At 64.2% G+C, this 16,261-nt stretch carries 16 protein-coding genes and 1 tRNA gene; 11 read left to right on the top strand and 6 right to left on the bottom strand.

Annotated elements, in window-relative coordinates; genetic code table 11:
• Positions 1-92: 92 nt before the first annotated feature.
• From HGP13_RS03635 to HGP13_RS03610, 6 genes are all read left to right on the top strand, one after another.
• Entirely contained in the window at positions 93-1,949 is a 1,857-nt protein-coding gene (locus HGP13_RS03635) for an ABC transporter ATP-binding protein (RefSeq protein ID WP_172221642.1), read from the top strand.
• Entirely contained in the window at positions 1,946-2,767 is an 822-nt protein-coding gene (gene dapB / locus HGP13_RS03630) for a 4-hydroxy-tetrahydrodipicolinate reductase (RefSeq protein ID WP_172221639.1), read from the top strand. The genes HGP13_RS03635 and dapB overlap by 4 nt, the downstream gene beginning before the upstream one ends.
• An 89-nt stretch (positions 2,768-2,856) precedes the next feature.
• Positions 2,857-3,477: a 2,3-bisphosphoglycerate-dependent phosphoglycerate mutase gene (locus HGP13_RS03625; protein WP_172221636.1), complete on the top strand. Its 621-nt coding sequence runs from the start codon at positions 2,857-2,859 to the stop codon at positions 3,475-3,477.
• A gap of 152 nt (positions 3,478-3,629) precedes the next feature.
• A tRNA-Leu gene (locus HGP13_RS03620) sits at positions 3,630-3,714 on the top strand.
• A 289-nt stretch (positions 3,715-4,003) separates the two neighbouring features.
• Positions 4,004-4,546 (top strand): cytochrome b, encoded by a 543-nt coding sequence (locus tag HGP13_RS03615; protein ID WP_172221633.1) that lies wholly within the window; start codon positions 4,004-4,006, stop codon positions 4,544-4,546.
• A gap of 243 nt (positions 4,547-4,789) precedes the next feature.
• Positions 4,790-5,011, top strand: coding sequence for an ATP-binding protein (locus tag HGP13_RS03610; protein ID WP_246707271.1), 222 nt, complete (start codon positions 4,790-4,792; stop codon positions 5,009-5,011).
• A gap of 7 nt (positions 5,012-5,018) precedes the next feature.
• On the opposite strand, the gene HGP13_RS03605 is transcribed toward HGP13_RS03610, so the two are convergent.
• From HGP13_RS03605 to HGP13_RS03595, 3 genes are read right to left on the bottom strand one after another with little or no spacing between them, the layout of a single operon-like run.
• On the bottom strand, positions 5,019-6,530 hold the full coding sequence (locus HGP13_RS03605) for an RnfABCDGE type electron transport complex subunit D (RefSeq protein WP_172221630.1): 1,512 nt from the start codon (positions 6,528-6,530) through the stop codon (positions 5,019-5,021).
• Complete coding sequence (locus HGP13_RS03600) at positions 6,527-7,270, bottom strand: FAD:protein FMN transferase (protein WP_172221626.1); 744 nt, start codon at positions 7,268-7,270, stop codon at positions 6,527-6,529. The genes HGP13_RS03605 and HGP13_RS03600 overlap by 4 nt, the downstream gene beginning before the upstream one ends.
• Before the next feature lie 4 nt (positions 7,271-7,274).
• Complete coding sequence (locus tag HGP13_RS03595) at positions 7,275-8,108, bottom strand: FMN-binding protein (RefSeq protein WP_172221623.1); 834 nt, start codon at positions 8,106-8,108, stop codon at positions 7,275-7,277.
• Between the two features lie 245 nt (positions 8,109-8,353).
• Between HGP13_RS03595 and HGP13_RS03590 the strand changes: the two genes are divergently transcribed.
• Together HGP13_RS03590 and HGP13_RS03585 are read left to right on the top strand one after the other, a co-directional pair.
• A complete protein-coding gene (locus HGP13_RS03590; RefSeq protein WP_172221620.1) occupies positions 8,354-10,039 on the top strand; it encodes a cyclic nucleotide-binding domain-containing thioredoxin-disulfide reductase in 1,686 nt (561 codons plus the stop codon).
• Positions 10,040-10,053: 14 nt separating this feature from the next.
• Positions 10,054-10,362, top strand: a complete 309-nt coding sequence (locus HGP13_RS03585; RefSeq protein WP_172221617.1) for a UBP-type zinc finger domain-containing protein — start codon at positions 10,054-10,056, stop codon at positions 10,360-10,362.
• An 86-nt stretch (positions 10,363-10,448) separates the two neighbouring features.
• On the opposite strand, the gene HGP13_RS03580 is transcribed toward HGP13_RS03585, so the two are convergent.
• From HGP13_RS03580 to HGP13_RS03570, 3 genes are all read right to left on the bottom strand, one after another.
• On the bottom strand, positions 10,449-10,622 hold the full coding sequence (locus HGP13_RS03580) for a hypothetical protein (RefSeq protein ID WP_172219721.1): 174 nt from the start codon (positions 10,620-10,622) through the stop codon (positions 10,449-10,451).
• Between the two features lie 102 nt (positions 10,623-10,724).
• Positions 10,725-10,904, bottom strand: coding sequence for a hypothetical protein (locus HGP13_RS03575; RefSeq protein WP_172219698.1), 180 nt, complete (start codon positions 10,902-10,904; stop codon positions 10,725-10,727).
• 96 nt (positions 10,905-11,000) lie between these two features.
• On the bottom strand, positions 11,001-12,989 hold the full coding sequence (locus HGP13_RS03570) for a BTAD domain-containing putative transcriptional regulator (RefSeq protein ID WP_172234605.1): 1,989 nt from the start codon (positions 12,987-12,989) through the stop codon (positions 11,001-11,003).
• 239 nt (positions 12,990-13,228) lie between these two features.
• Between HGP13_RS03570 and HGP13_RS03565 the strand changes: the two genes are divergently transcribed.
• The 3 genes from HGP13_RS03565 to HGP13_RS03555 all read left to right on the top strand — a co-directional run bounded on the left by HGP13_RS03565 (position 13,229) and on the right by HGP13_RS03555 (position 16,241).
• Positions 13,229-14,317 (top strand): pyridoxal-phosphate dependent enzyme, encoded by a 1,089-nt coding sequence (locus tag HGP13_RS03565; RefSeq protein ID WP_172221614.1) that lies wholly within the window; start codon positions 13,229-13,231, stop codon positions 14,315-14,317.
• Between the two features lie 12 nt (positions 14,318-14,329).
• Positions 14,330-15,817: an aspartate aminotransferase family protein gene (locus HGP13_RS03560; RefSeq protein WP_172221611.1), complete on the top strand. Its 1,488-nt coding sequence runs from the start codon at positions 14,330-14,332 to the stop codon at positions 15,815-15,817.
• 67 nt (positions 15,818-15,884) lie between these two features.
• Positions 15,885-16,241 carry a hypothetical protein gene (locus HGP13_RS03555; RefSeq protein ID WP_172221608.1) on the top strand — a complete coding sequence of 119 codons (357 nt, stop codon included), beginning with the start codon at positions 15,885-15,887 and terminating at the stop codon, positions 16,239-16,241.
• Positions 16,242-16,261: the final 20 nt, after the last annotated feature.

Raw genomic sequence — 16,261 nt, 5'->3', positions numbered from 1 at the left:
GGGCATAGGCAATCAGGCCGCAGGGCGTTAAGAGGGGTGCCGAATTTGCAGCCCCGGTCCCACGAGGCGGAAAACCACAAAGCGCTCCTGATTTGACACTTCAAGCCCCCAAACAAAAAGTCCAGCCCGGCGAGGTCACGGCGGTGCTCCGCCGCATCCTCGCTGAAAACGGCAATGAGTATCGCTGGACCTATGTCGTCGCCGTCTCTTGCCTACTGATTGTTTCCGGCACCACTGCTTTTCTGGCGTGGATCATGGCCCCGATGATCGATGGGATATTCGTCGAGCGGCGCAGCGATATAATCTTCTGGGTCTGCGCCGGTTTCATGGGAGCCTCGCTGTTGCGCGGCTTCGCCGGCTACGGCCAGGCGGTGGCACTGGCCAGAATTGGCAACAACCTGGTGGCGCGCTACCAGAAACGCACCTTCGACCATCTGATGAAGCTCGGCGTCAATTTCTTCAACGACACGCGTTCCGGCCGGCTGGCGGCACAGGTCAGCGAGAATGTCGGCGGCGTTCGCGATCTGCTGTCGCTGACACTGACCTCCATCAGCCGCGACGCGGTCTCGCTGGTCGCCCTCGTCGGCGTCATGATCTACCAGGATCCGGTGTTGTCGCTCAGCTCGCTGCTGATCGGCCCACCGCTGATCTGGGCCGTCGTCTACATCACCCGCCGATTGCGGCGTATCAACCGGGAATCCGTGCTGATCAATTCGCGGCTGAACGGGTCCGTGCAGGAGGCCACGCAAGGCATCGCCATCGTCAAGGCCTTCACCTTGGAGGCCGAGCTGGCGCGCCGCATCGGCATCATGGCCGATACGGCCGAGCAGCGTAACAACAAGATCGCTCGCGTCGCGGAGCGGCTGTCGCCGATTTCCGAGATTCTGGGCGGTCTCGCCATTACCTCCGTGGTTGCCTATTCCGGCTACCGGGCGCTGTATCTTGGGCAGCCGCCGGGCGCGGTGTTTTCCTTCATCACCGCGCTGATCATGGCCTACGATCCGGCAAGACGCTTGGCGCGCACACAGGTGGGCATGGAACGTGCGCTGGTCAACGCGCGCATGATCTACGAGTTGCTCGACCTGGAGCCGAAACAGGGCGACGCGCCCGATGCTGTAGAGGCCAGGATCACCACCGGCGAGGTGCGCTTCGACAATGTGACGTTCGGCTACAGCGCCGACATGCCGGTGCTGAGGGATCTGAGCTTTACCGCCGCCGCCGGCAAGGTGACGGCGATCGTCGGTGCGTCGGGCGCCGGCAAATCGACGCTGGTGGCGCTCTTGCAGCGCTTCTACGACGTCGACCAGGGCAGCATCGAGGTCGATGGCCAGGACATCTCGAAGGTGACCAAGCATTCGCTGCGGCAGTCGATCGCCTATGTGGCGCAGGCGCCCTATCTGTTCGAGGGCACAATCCGCGACAACATCCGCTACGGCCGCCTGTCGGCCACGGACGCCGACATCGAGCAGGCGGCGAAACAGGCGGCAGCCGACGAGTTCATCCGCCAGCAGCCGCAAGGTTACGATACGCCGGTCGGCGAAGGCGGCTCGACCCTTTCCGGCGGCCAGCGCCAGCGCGTCTCGATCGCCCGCGCCATCGTGCGCCAGGCGCCGATCCTGCTGCTCGACGAGGCGACCTCGGCGCTCGACAACGAGGCGGAAGCCCGCGTCCAGGAAGCGCTGACCCATGTCATGCAAGGTCGCACGACCATCGTCATAGCGCATCGGCTATCGACGGTGGTCAATGCCGACCACATCCTCGTGCTGGAGGAGGGACGCTTGGTCGAGGAAGGCACCCATGCGACGCTGATGGCCGACCCGGGGAGCATCTATTCCCGCTTCCACCGCATCCAGGGCAAGAAGGGGCTGGGGCTTGTCGATGACAGCAAGCCGATCCAAACTCCGGTCCGGGCCCCGCGTGCGAAGAAGACTGCTGTGAGGAGCACATGAGCGAAGCAGGCGATATGGGCCTGGTGGTGGTTGGCGCTGCCGGCCGCATGGGCCAGACGCTGATCCGCGCCATCCATACCATCCCGGGCGCCCGCGTCATTGGCGCGGTCGAGCGAGCCGAATCGCCTCATCTGGGCAAGGATGCCGGCGAGCTGGCGGGCATCGGCATCATCAACGTGCCGATATCAGGCGATCCGCTGCCGGCTTTCGCCAAGGCCGACGGCGTGCTCGACTTCACCACGCCTGGCTCATCAGTCGAATTCGCCGGCTACGCGGCGCAGGCGCGCATCGTCCACGTCATCGGCACGACGGGCTGTTCGGCCGACGACAATGCCAAGATTGCTGCCGCGGCGCGCCATGCCACGATCGTCAAGTCGGGCAATATGAGCCTCGGCGTCAATTTGCTGGCGGTGCTGGTCGAGCAGGCGGCGCGCGCGCTCGACGCCGACGATTTCGACATCGAGATCCTCGAGATGCACCACAAGCACAAGGTTGACGCGCCGTCGGGCACCGCACTGCTGCTTGGCGAGGCCGCCGCCACCGGGCGCGGCATCGCGCTGGCCGGCAATGATGTGCGTTCACGCGACGGCCACACGGGCGTGCGAAAGACCGGCTCGATCGGCTTTGCCACGCTGCGCGGCGGCTCTGTCGTCGGCGACCACAGCGTGATCCTGGCCGGCACCGGCGAGCGCATCACACTGTCCCACCATGCCGAGGACCGCGCCATCTTCGCCCGCGGAGCCGTCAAGGCAGCCCTGTGGGCGCGTGACAAGAAGCCAGGACTGTATTCGATGCGGGACGTGCTTGGCCTGAGCTGAGCAAACCACAACCACACTTTGTTTTAACGCAATTCCGAACGGAAAACCGCTTCACACTTTTCCTGGAATTGCTCTTGTAGGGAGCAAAAATGTCGAGAACCCTTGTGCTCGTGCGCCATGGTCAGAGCGAATGGAATCTGAAGAACCTGTTCACCGGCTGGCGCGACGTCGACCTGACCGAGCAGGGCCACGCCGAGGCCAAGGCTGCCGGGCAAAAACTCAAGGCGCGCGGGCTGAAGTTCGACATCGCCTTCACCTCGGCGCTGACGCGGGCGCAAAAGACCTGCCAGCACATTCTCGACGCGGTCGGCCAGAGCGATCTGAAGACCATCCGCGACCAGGCGCTCAACGAGCGCGACTATGGCGACCTTTCGGGCCTCAACAAGGACGATGCCCGCAAGAAGTGGGGCGAGGAGCAGGTGCATGTCTGGCGCCGCTCTTATGACGTGCCGCCGCCCGGCGGCGAAAGCCTCAAGGACACCGGCGCCCGCGTCTGGCCCTACTATCTGCATGACATGCAGTCGCACGTGCTGCGCGGCGGCACCGTGCTGGTCGCCGCCCACGGCAACTCGCTGCGCGCGCTGATCATGGCGCTGGACGGCAAGTCGGGCGAGGAGATCGTCAAGCTGGAGCTCGGCACCGGCGTGCCGGTCATCTACCAGCTCAACGCCGATTCGACGGTAGCGTCGAAGGAAGTGCTGGAGAGCTGAGCCGGCAAGCCGCGGGCTGTTCTTGATCAAGCATGATCTCTGGACAAACGAAAACCGTTTGTCCGAGAAAACCGGTTCCCACTTTTCGGCATCATGCTTTAAAAAAAGCGCGTTGACAGCCATCGCTTGCCCGCTTACATGAGCCCGCACCAGCCCAGATGGCGGAATTGGTAGACGCGCACGGTTCAGGTCCGTGTTCCGCAAGGAGTGGAGGTTCGAGTCCTCTTCTGGGCACCAAATTCCCGTTTCGAACCGCTCGATGGTTCAGAGACCCAAAGGAAAAGCCCGGTTCGTCCGGGCTTTTTCTTTGTCCAGCATATCGGCGTTGTCCGGTGTCCGACTGTCAGCGAATTGACAGGTTCCCCCCGCCAAGGTCCGCCAGATCACGATCGCCAAAGCCCGGTTCCAGAACCGCCTTGTCGGGCGACCGCCACAGCCTCCTCGATCGCGGTCGAAAGGGTCCGCCCGACAAAGCTTTGACATGATCGCGGCTAGTTTAGAGACCTTCAAAATTGGATGACCCGGCATGAATCCCACCTACACAAGCGCACAGAAGGCTATTCATTGGGCGGTGTTTCTGCTGGTCGTCGGCCTTTACGGCCTGACTTATGTCGCGGATATCTTTCCACGCGGTGATCCTGGCCGCGCGCTCGTCTGGTGGTTCCATATCTCGTTCGGCATACTGCTGTTCGCGCTTGTCGTCATCCGCATTGGCCTGCGCCTGACATTGGGAACGCCGGGGCTGCCGCGGGAAATGTCAAAGCTGGAACGATGGGTGGCCAAGGTCGCGCATCTCATGCTGTACGCGCTGCTGGTGACCATCCCGGTGCTCGGCATCCTGCTGACCTGGTACAGGGGCGACGCCTTGAGTTTCTTCGGCCTCGTTACCATCCCGGCTCCTGTGTCCGCGGACATCGCGACGGCTCGAATCATAAGGGAACTGCACAGCCTCTGCGCCAATCTGATTCTTATCCTCGCCGGACTGCATGCGGCGGCCGCGCTCTGGCATCATTATGTCCGCAGTGACGACGTGCTCAAGCGCATGCTGCCGGGGACAAGTGGCTCCTGATCAACGGTCAAATGCCAGCGGCTCGATCTTCCCGTCATATCCAGACCGGGAGACGGGCCGGATTGAAACACAAGGTCTGCGATATGGCCGTTGGATGAAATCGCTACTGAAACGCTTGGCCACGGCGAAGCTGGTCGGGCTCATTCTGCTTCGACCGCTCCACGCCCGCGCGGACGAGGATGACGACAGCGATCACGACCGGGCGCGGGACGGCGAAATAAAGGGCTTGGCCAACTCCTGAGCGTGGTCCATGCCATCGCTGTCGCCGATGATGGGCCGGGCATCCCCGATGCGGATCGGGAAGCTGTGTTGTCGCGCGGCGTGCAGCTGGACAGCGAAGGCGGCAGCAGCGGACTCGGCCTGGCCATCGTCTCCGACATAATCGAAACGTATGGCGGACGCCTGACGATGGCCAATGCCGATCCTGGCCTGGTCGTGACCATTGCCTTGCCCCGGCACGGCTGAGCGGCGCTCAGGCAAATCCCGGAAAATAGTCCACCTTTATCTTCGAACGGCGAACGCCCATTGCCAGCAGCTTGCCACGGAGTGCCTTGACCATGGCTTGCGGACCCGAAATGTAGAAGGTTCGCTCCAGATAGTCTGGGATGGCGAGGCGCACGAGGCGTGCGTCGATATAGCCAGGATACTGGCCACGCTCGGCGCCTTTGGCGACGGCGAGAACCGTCCTCACGCCAAGTTCTCTTTTTGCCGTGTCGAGGACGTCTCGATAGGCGATGTCCTGCTGGGTCTCGGCTCCGTAGAGGACGATGATCGGTCGCTTTTCGTGGATGTCGACGAGATATTGCAGCATCGAGCGAAATGGCGTGATGCCGATGCCGCCAGCCAGGAACGCAATCTTGGTTTCGAGGTTGGCCGGCAGTATGAAGTCGCCGGCGAGCTGGGAAGCGTGGATGGTGCTGCCCGGCTTCATCGTGCCCAGCGCCTGCTTGAACGCGCTCGATTTCGGATAGAACTTGACGCCAAGCCGAACGGATCCCTCCGTGGGGGCCGATGCGACCGTGAAAAAGCGACGGTTGCCGCGATTGTCCGGACGGTCGAGACCAAGCGTCCATTCCAGGTACTGACCGGCCTGGAAGGCAAGCTTGCGCGGTGACCTGAAGACGAAGTCGTAGCTGTCGACGGCCGATTGCTCGACACGTTCGAGCGTCAGCACGAAGCGTCCTTTCGGGCTCACCGCAAAGGCAAAAAGATTGCCCGTCAGAAGCGCCAGCTCCGGCGTGAAGTAGAACGAGCCGACATGGATGTTGGGCGCAAACAGGAAACCGACGATCGCAGCGAAGGCAATGCGCGGTAAGCGCGTCGTCGGCGCGGTCAGCGGCTCGGTCAGCATCACGAAGGCGAAGAAGAACAGCGGCGACGAGCCAAGTGTCTCAGTCAGTGCTGTCGCATATTGCGATGGCTCGGTCGTCGAGAGGGTCATCGCCAGCGCAACGGCGATGAAGATGACGACGAGATCAAGCCGGCGTAGCTTGCGCACGATGAGCAGGCCGCCGGCAAGCACGACGGGAAGCAATGGCAAGTTGCCTCCGACCCACCAGGTGGCCGGCTGGTCAAGCAGCAAGGCGGTCAATGCCACGCCCAGTGCCGCCGGATTGAACAGGTGCTTCCTGCCGATGGCGAGGATGAACTTGGATGAAATCGCCCAGACGCAGGCGAGCACCACCGCGCCGATCCCCTTGAGGTCCGTGGCGGCCACCGGATCGAGGATGAGCGCCAGGATGAGGGCGGTGATGTAGACCGACTCGTTGTTGGCCGGAACCTGGAACACAACAGCGAAAATCCGGTTGGTGATCCAGCAGGCGGCCAGCATCAGGCCCGCCGTGAAGGCGAGCGCGACCGGATCATGCGGCACAAGCTTGAAGAAGCCGAGCACAAAGGCGGTGCCCAACAAGGCGATGAGATAGTAGAGAACCAGCCGGTACATGGTCTGATGGTCGAGAAACCGGTCGATGGTCTTGATCATGATTGGCAAAAAGCTCCGAAGCCGCTTGTCGGCGTGGCGCGGCCGTCGCTGCCGACGACGTAGCCCTCAAGGCCCGGCGTCTGCTCGAGAAAGAGAATGCCATCCCGGCCCATGGCGAAAGCGGCGGTGGCGAAACGGTCGGCTTCCAACACATCCGCGCCGATGACGGTCAGGCTGACGATTTCGGTGATCGGGTCGCCAATCCCAAGCGGATTGTAGATGTGCTGCCCGCGCACATAGGTGCCCGAGGTGGCGACGCCGTGTCCGCGCGGATAGACGATTTTGATGATCTCATCTGCCTTGAAGGGATTGCGGATGCCGACGCTCCAGTCGAGGCCCGAAGCATTCCTGCCGCAGCACTGGATGTCGCCGCCTGCCTCGATGAAGAAATCGCCGGCGCCGGCCTCGCGAGCGATCGCGGCCGCATTGCGGATAGCCCAGCCCTTGACGATGCCTGACGGGTCCAGCGACCCGTCAGGCTTGCGAATGTCGAAATATCCATCCGTCTCATTTTTTGTCTTTGCTGCGAGAGCCATCACTTCCATCATCTCGCCGCTCCAGTCGCGGACAGGAAGGTCGCCACGGTTGATGGCCGAAATCTCGCTGTCGGTCCTGTAGGTGCTGAAGCGCCGGTCGATGTGGTCGAAGTAGTCGAAGACCGTGTCGACAAGGCCGCTGGCCGAGGCGCCGCCGATGTCGACGGTGATGGGCATGCCCATCAGGATCCTTGTGTCGCGCATGGAACTAGGAATGTGCTTGCTTCAATGCGCCAGCAAGCGACTGCCTGAAGGCCCTGCTGGTCAGCGTGGCGCCCGAAATGATGTCGACATTGGCGCTCTGCGCGCTGATCGCTTCGTCCCGCAGCATCGGCAGCGCCTGCCGATTGATGCTGACCGAGGTGCGGCGGTCATTCGGGTATCTCAGCACCTTGAGCGCGGTGAGACGGCCGCCTTGTATGGACGCTTGAATCTGAATGAGTCCGTAATAGGCATCGGTGACAGGACCGGTGTAGGTGCCATCGGCAAACCCGTGCCCGGCCGGCTTGGTGCGGGGACTGGCAGCCGACGTCATGCCCACCTTAATGACGCGGACGGGTGCCCGCGGATAGTCCGGCCTCGGCTGGGGAACGGGGATGTAGACGGCCGGGGTTACGGCGAAGGCTGCCGTGCGCGGCGCAGCATCGGCGACGAGTTGAGCTGGCGCCTGTTCCGGCGGTGGTGCGGGCGCTTGCGAAAGCGGGAGAGGGCTGGCAGAGCGCGGCGGCATTGCCGGGTTCTGCTCCCGGGCGGGAGAGGCGATCGCGGCGGTGGTTTCGCCGCCGACCTTGGTCGGCGTGGTCGCGGGAGGATCGAGGCGTACACTCTGTTGGCGATTCCCAAGCAATGGCGGTGCGGGCGCTGGAATGGGATCACTTGGAACGGGGCTGGCTGGAGCAGGGGGCTGCAACACGCTATCCTCGGCGGCATTGGCGATACCCGCCGTGTCGATCATGTCACCAGCGGGACCCTTTCCCGCCTGGTCCCACACGTAAGCACCCGAAGACGCGATCACGAAAAGTGACAGGGCAATCTGTTTCATGGGCTCATTCCATCTTGAATCCGGCGCCGGCGAATCGGCTTCGCGGCATTTCGGACACAATGTCTCACGACACAGCTGACAATTGGCTGTCAGGCACGGACCCCGTCGACAGCACCGATCCTTGACCCTCCAGTCGTCATCTCGGAACGAACAGGGCGATTGGGGTCGTCCACCAAACCTCGCCTCGCGGCTAGGCGCTGAACAAACCGCTTCAAACCGAGCCAAGGCTTCGCTACGCTAAAGCCATGGCTCAATCCGCTACCGCAATCTTCGGCGCCCGTCGCGATCAGGCGTTTCCCACGCTGAGCGAGGCTGACATCGATCACATGCGCCGGTTCGGCGAAGCCAGCTTCTATGCCGCCGGCGAGCACATCATCAAGGCCGGCGATGTCGCGCCCGGGCTGATCGTCGTCCTGAAGGGCAAGGTCGAGATCACCCAGGATGGCCTCGGCCGGCGTGAAACGATCGTCAGCCATGGTCCGGGCAGCTTCGTTGGCGAGCTGGCGCAGCTTTCGGCGCGCCCATCGCTGGTCAATGCCGAGGCCGCCGAGCCGGTCGAGGCCTTCGTCATCCCCTCGCAGCGCGTGCGCGACCTGATGGTGCAGGAAGCCAATCTCGGCGAGCGCATCATGCGGGCGCTGATCCTGCGCCGTGTCGGGCTCCTGGAAAGCGCCACCAGCGGACCGATCATCATCGGGCCATCAGGCAATGCCGACGTGTTGCGGCTGCAAGGATTTCTGGCCCGCAGCGGCCAACCGCACCGCGTGCTCGATTCCGGCAGCGACCCCTGCGCCAAAACCCTGGTCGAGCGCTTCGACGTCGACCCGCACCATCTGCCGGTGGTGTTGTGTCCGAACGGCATGCTGCTGATGAATCCCGGCGAGAAAGACCTCGCCCGCTGCATCGGCCTGCTCAGGCCGATCGATACCGACACACTGTATGACGTGGCGATTGTCGGCGCCGGGCCGGCGGGGCTGGCGGCAGCCGTCTATGCGGCCTCCGAAGGACTGTCGACCATCGTGCTCGATTGCCGGGCCTTCGGCGGTCAGGCCGGCGCTTCCTCGCGCATCGAGAACTATCTCGGTTTCCCCACCGGCATTACCGGCATGGCGCTGATGGCGCGTGCCTACAACCAGGCGCAAAAATTCGGCGTCGAAATGGTGATTCCCGACGAGGCGAAGCTGTTGAGCGCCGCCACCGACAATTCGGGCGCCCGCTACCTGCTCGACGTCGGCGACGGCGAGACGGTGCGCACGCGCAGCGTGGTCATCGCCAGCGGAGCGCGCTACCGCCGCCTCGATGTCGCCAACCTGTCGCAGTTCGAGGGAACGTCCGTGCATTATTGGGCTTCGCCCATCGAAGGGCGGCTTTGCGCCGGCCAGGAAGTTGCGCTGGTCGGCGCCGGCAATTCGGCCGGCCAGGCGGCGGTCTACCTCGCCAGCCATGCGCGCAAGGTGGCGCTGCTGGCGCGCGGCGGCAGCCTCGATGCCTCGATGTCGCGCTATCTGGTCGAGCGCATCAAGGCGCAGCCGAACATCGAGGTGCTGACCGAGACCGAAATCGAGGCGCTGGAGGGCGAGGACGGCAATCTTGGCACGGTCCGCTGGCGCAACCGCGTCAGCGGCGAAGAAATGACGCGCCCTATCCGCCATCTCTTCCTGTTCATCGGCGCCGATCCGAACACAGACTGGCTGGCGCAATGCAACGTGGCGCTGGACGCCAAAGGGTTCATCCGCACCGGACCGGAGCTGGGATCGGATCATGGTCTGATGGAGACCAGCCGCAGCGGCGTGTTCGCCATCGGCGATGTGCGTTGCGGCTCGGTCAAGCGCGTTGCGGCGGCCGTCGGCGAGGGTGCCCAAGTGGTGGCGGCGCTGCATGCTTATCTAGCGCGGGACGGCAGCCAGGCCGTCGCTTCAACAGAGAGATAGTTCAGGAGAGTGTGATGGCGGACGAATGCAAACATGCGGCCGGGATCAAGGACGTGACGCCGAGCGCGCTTGGCTGCGAGGAATGCCTGAAGAGCGGATCGTGGTGGGTGCACCTGCGGCTCTGCCGCAGCTGCGGCCATGTCGGCTGCTGCGACGACTCGCCCAACCGCCACGCCACAAAACATTTTCACGCCACCAGCCATCCGGTCATCGAGGGCTACGATCCGCCGGAAGGCTGGGGATGGTGCTATGTCGACGAGGTCTTTCTCGACCTCGGCGACCGTACGACACCGCAGAACGGTCAGATTCCGCGCTTTTATTGAGGCGACGCGTTACGAGGTAAGTTTCCGAGGCGCAAAAAAAGCCCGGTTGCCCTGGCTTTTTAATGCCTGACATCCCGATCTCGCGATCAGTCCTGCTTTGGCTTCACCGGCGCGGGCGCCGGATTATCGACGCTGTTTTCATTCACCTGGAAGGCTTTGCCCTCGACCGGCTTTTTCTTCAGGTCCTCGCGAGTCTCAGGCTGAGGCGGGCGCTTGGGATTTTCTTTGGTGTTGTCGTTGATGTCGAAAGCTCCGGTCATCATGTCCTCCAGGGGCTGTGCTGGAAGACAATGTCCGACGGCGCGCGGGGTTCCGCCGCTGAAGGCTCGACCACCGGTGCCGGGTAGCCGCTGCGGCATGGCCTAGCGCACGGACCCGGTGACCGTCCGGTCGACGTCGGGAACGGATTTGCGGTCATTGCCGGCAAGGGCGGCGATGATCAGCAGGCTGGCGACCACCGGGACGAACAGGATGGCGACACGGGCCTGTACATAAAAAATGGCACGCCATTCGCTGCGCTTGTCGGGGCTATCGCTCATCATACTCACTTTGCCATGGACCCCCCGGGAGGTGACATAGAGGGTAACTGTTAAGCAACTCCTTCCGACTTTGTTAACGGATGGAGCTCAAGCGCGAAATCAGCTGAGCCCGATGCGCCTGGCGCCTTGCCGGAACAGCGCCTCGGCGTCGGGCTCGAAGCGGAAGGTGCCGATGAAATCGTCGGCGCGATAGTCCGGCAGTGTCTTGCGGATGGCGGCGGCAAAGCCGCGCGCCTCGTCGAGCCGGCCGGCCAGCGCCAGGCAGTGCGCGGCGATCGCCAGGATGATGGTATGGGCATTGGGCCGTGCCGCCGCCTTCAGCGCCCAGTCGGCCGCCTCCTCGAACTGGCCGAGCCGGACATGCGACATCGCGCGCGCCCCCAACATGCCGAACAGCAGCGGGTCGAACGGGCTCAGATGACGCGAATGGTCGGAGGAGCTTATCGCCGCCTGCGGATCGCCCGACTGCGAATGGACGAAGGACAGCGCGTAATGGCCGAGCGCGAAATTGGGGCTGAGATCCACCGCCCGTTCCAGTTCGGAAAGCGACCCGTCCTGCTCGCCGCGCAGCCACAGCGCCCGGCCCATCGCCCAGTGCGCGGCCGGATTGTGGTCGTCGACCAGCAGGCTGTGGCCGGCGCTCTCGAAGGCCAGCGCGCTTTCGCGGTCGCGGTCGCCCCAGCGCTGGAAGGCATTTTGCCAGTGGGTAAAGGACAGGCCGGCATAGGCGCGGGCAAAGGTCGGGTCGAGCTGCAAGGCCCTGTCGAAGAAATGCCGCGCCTGCTCGTTCTCGGCCTGGGTGAAGCGGTACATGTGCCAGAGGCCGCGATGATAGGCTTCCCAGGCGGTGAGCGAGTTGGGCGCCTTGAGCATGGCGCGGTTGCGCTCGACCGTTTCGATCTCGACCGAGATCGACGACACGATGCTGTTGCCGATATCGTCGAGCACGGCAAAGAGGTCGTCGGGCCGGCGCTCGAACGTGTCGGCCCAGACGATCCTGGCGGTGCGCACCTCGATCAGTTCGACGCTGACAATCAGGCGGCCGGCCGTGCTTCGCACCGTGCCGGTGGCGACATAGTCGACATTGAGTTTCCTGCCGGCCTCCTCCGGCGCGATGGTCTTTTCGGCCAGCGCGAACACAGATCCCCGCGCGATGACGAAGAAATCGCGGAGCTTGGCAAGACGGGTGATGATGTCATGGGTGAAACCGTCGGCCGGCCCGCCGCGCGCACCGCTTTCGTCGACAAACGGCATGACGGCCAGCGAAGCGTGACTAGGTTCGACGGGGTCGGCATCGCCCGATGTAGTCGCCAGAGACGATGCCGTGGACAGGCAGGCCGGTTGCGCCTGGTGCGAGGCACTTGACCGTTGGTCACGGATCGCGCGCCAGGCCGCCCGAAGCGGCGCGAAATCCAGGTCCTCCGACTGAAACAACCTTTCCGCCGAAGCCAGATGCTGCTCGGCTGCAGCGATTTCGCCGCGCCGGGCGAGACTGGCCAGCAGTGCCGCATGCGCACGTTCATCGAACGGCGCCAGTTCCACCCATGTGTCGAGATAGGCGACAGCCTCGTCGCTTTCCGCCGGCAGGCTAGCGACGAGCTGTTCCAGCACGGCAGCGTGACACGCATGAAAACGCCGGCGCTGGGCGATCAGCCAGCTGTCGAAAAGCGGGCTGCGCTCAAGCCCCAGCCCGTCGAGCAGATCGCCGGCGAAATGTCCGGCCAGCGCTCGCAGACGCTCCACGTCAAGCGTGCCGATCCCTAGCGTGGCGGCACGGCTGATCTCCAGCGCATCGACGAAACAGCCTTCCAGATCGAGCGCGACCGTATCGCCCTGTGTGGTAACCCGGCGCCGGTCCGGCGTGTCGAGGGCGGCGCGCAGCTTGCTCAGGCACCAGCGCAACTCACCGCGGGGATCGTTGGGCACATCCCACAGCAGTTCGCACAGCCGGCTGCGCCCAACCGGATGCGGCGCCAGCGCAAGATAAGCAAGCAGGGCACGCAGTTTGCGGGACGCAGGCAATGCCACCGGCACGTCGTTCCGCATGATTTCCAGCGGTCCGAGCAGGCGCACGGACAGGATCGGCATCTCGCCGTCCAGCCTTGATGGTGCGGATTCCACGTCCGTTTCCACGCCTGCTCCCACGCTGGCCTGTCGGCCCTTGCTCTATCACCAAACACGACACGGCGCACCCGGCGGCGAATTGCGCGCCGGCAGCGTCCGTTGCCGCATCGCCGGCACGTCAGTAGCGCGGCAAGGTCTCGAAACCTCGCCGCCCAAGCCACCGGTTTGTAACCGGCCTGTGAAGACAATCGAGGAGATCAACGATGTTGAACAAACAAAAAATCCGGACCACGGCCGGGCGCGGCCGCCTGTTCGACAGCATTCTGGACACCGTCGGCGACACGCCGGTGATCCGCATCAACAATCTCGCACCGGCCCACGCGACGATCTACGTCAAGGCCGAGTTCTTCAACCCCGCCGCCTCGGTGAAGGACCGGCTGGCGCTCAACATCATCGAGGAGGGCGAGCGCAGCGGCGCGTTGAAGCCGGGCCAGACCGTGGTCGAAGCGACCAGCGGCAACACCGGCATTGGCCTCGCCATGGTCTGCGCGCAGAAGGGCTATCCGCTGGTCGTCACCATGGCCGACAGCTTTTCCGTCGAGCGCCGCAAGCTGATGCGCATGCTTGGCGCCAAGGTGGTGCTGACGCCGCGCGCCGAAAAGGGTTTCGGCATGTACAAGAAGGCGGTTGAACTGGCCGAGGCCAATGGCTGGTTCCTTGCCCGCCAGTTCGAGACGGCAGCCAACGCCGCCATTCACGAGGCGACAACGGCACGCGAGATCGTCAATGATTTCGCCGGCTCGCGGCTCGACTGCTTCGTCACCGGCTACGGCACCGGCGGCACCGTCGTCGGCGTGGCGCGCGTGCTGCGCCGCGAGCGGCCGGAGACCCGCATCGTGCTCTCCGAACCGGCCAACGCGCAGCTTGTCGGCAGCGGCAAGGCGCAGCAACGTGGTGCTGGTGGCGCCCCGGCCGCCAGCCATCCGGCCTTCGAGCCGCATCCCATCCAGGGCTGGACGCCGGACTTCATCCCCAACGTGCTGCAGGAGGCGATCGACGCCAGCCTCTATGACGAAGTGATGCCGATTGCCGGACCCGAAGGCATCAAATGGGCCAAGGCCCTGGCGCAGAAGGAAGGCATCTTCACCGGCATTTCCGGCGGCGCCACCTTCGCCGTGGCGCGGCAGGTCGCGGAAAAGGCGCCGGCCGGATCGGTGATCCTGTGCATGCTGCCCGACACCGGCGAGCGCTATATGTCGACACCATTGTTCGATGGCATCGAGGCCGAAATGGATGCCGACGAGTTGGCGCTGTCGCGCTCGACGCCCGGCTGCCAATTCCCGGCAGCTTGACGGGTGGATGTCATGGATATCGCGCAGGAAACCCTTGGCAAGGTGGCCGAGGAAACGCTTGACCCCTTGGACTGGGCCGATGTGCAGGCCCTGTCGCATCGGGTCATCGACGACGCCGTCGATTATCTCAGCAATATCCGGGACCGTCCGGTCTGGCGGGAGATGCCGGCGGAGGTGCGAGAAGCCTTCGCGGCACCCCTGCCGAGATCGCCGGCGTCGCTGGCTGCTGTCTATGACGAGGTCTCGCGCACCGTGATGCCCTACCCGATGGGCAACATCCATCCGCGCTTCTGGGCCTGGTATATGGGATCGAGCAACTTCACCGGCGCGCTCGGCGATTTCCTGGCGGCGATCCAGGGCTCCAATCTCGGCGGCGGCAACCACGCCGCCGGGCTGATGGACAGCCAGGTGGTCAACTGGTGCAAGCAGATGCTGGGACTTCCGGCCTCCGCCTCGGGCACGCTGGTCAGCGGGGGCTCGATGGCCAACATCATCGGCCTGACGGTGGCGCGCAACACCAAGGCCGGCATCGACGTGCGCGAGCACGGCGTCGCGGCAACCGAAAAGCCGCTGCGGTTCTATGGCTCGGACCAGATCCATTCCTGCCACCGCAAGGCGATGGAAGCGCTCGGCCTCGGCAACCGGGCGCTGCGCCGCATCCCGACCGACGCCGGCCTGCGCATCGACATTTCGGCGTTGCGGGCTGCGATCGCTGAAGACCGCGAAGCCGGCTTCAAACCGGCCTGTGTCATCGGCAATGCCGGCACGGTCAACACCGGCGCGATCGACGACCTGCAAGCGCTGGCCAAACTCGCGCATGAGGAAGACCTCTGGTTCCATGTCGATGGCTGCATCGGCGCGCTGATCGCGATTGCGCCTGATAACGCGCATCGCGTCGTCGGCATCGAATGGGCGGATTCCGTCGCGCTCGACCCGCACAAATGGCTGCATGCGCCGTTCGAGGTCGGCTGCGCCCTGGTCAGGGACGCCGTCGCACATCGGCGGACCTTCGCGGTGACGCCCGAATATCTGGAATCGACGCCGCGCGGCCTTGCCTCCGGCGACTGGCTGCACGATTACGGCCTGCAGACATCGCGCGGCTTTCGCGCGCTCAAAGTGTGGATGGCGCTGAAGGAACATGGCGTCGACAGATTCGGCCGCCTGATCGACCAGAACATCGCCCAAGCCTTCTATCTCGCCGGGCGGATCGAGGCCGAGCCTTCGCTGGAACTGGCGATGCCGCCGACCATCAACATCGTCTGCTTCCGCTACCAGCCGGGGCTCACCGGCGAGGCGCTGAAGGCGCTCAACACCGAAATCATGCTGCGGCTGCAGGAGCAGGGCATTGCCGCCCTCTCCGACACCACCGTGCATGGCGAACACTGGCTGCGCGTGGCGATCGCCAACCATCGCACCAGGCGCGACGATCTCGACCTTCTGGTCGCGGAAACGGTGCGGCTGGGGCGGGAGATCGCGGCCGAAGGCTCCCGCGCGAAATAGGTCAGAACGCGAGCGACAGGCATCGGCGGCCATGCGATTCTGCGGCGGTGATTCGGGAGGTCCGACCGTGACGCTGTTTCGTATGGCCGTGCTTTCGGCGCTGGTCTGCACCAGTTCGGCCGAGGCCGCCGACATGGCCTTCTTCGTCAAGAACCTGCGCAAGGAAGCCGTCGCGGTCGAATTGTTCAGCCGCGACCGCGAGACGGTCTGGCCGGGCAACAACAAGGTGTTCATGATCGACCCGAATTCCCAGAAATCGGTGCCGCTGTCCTGCAATTCCGGAGAGCGCATCTGCTATGGCGCCTGGGTCGACGGCAACGACCAGATCTCCGCCGGCGTCGGGCCTGATAACGACCAGCCTTGCGACAACTGCTGCTTTATCTGCGTCGAACACACGACCGAGACGATCGACCTGGTGCCATGATTGGCGCCTCTGCGCAGGAG

This window comes from Mesorhizobium sp. NZP2077, assembly GCF_013170805.1.
GTDB lineage: Bacteria > Pseudomonadota > Alphaproteobacteria > Rhizobiales > Rhizobiaceae > Mesorhizobium.
Note: the sequence above shows the minus strand (reverse complement) of the source record. Positions and strands in the feature narration are given on the sequence as shown.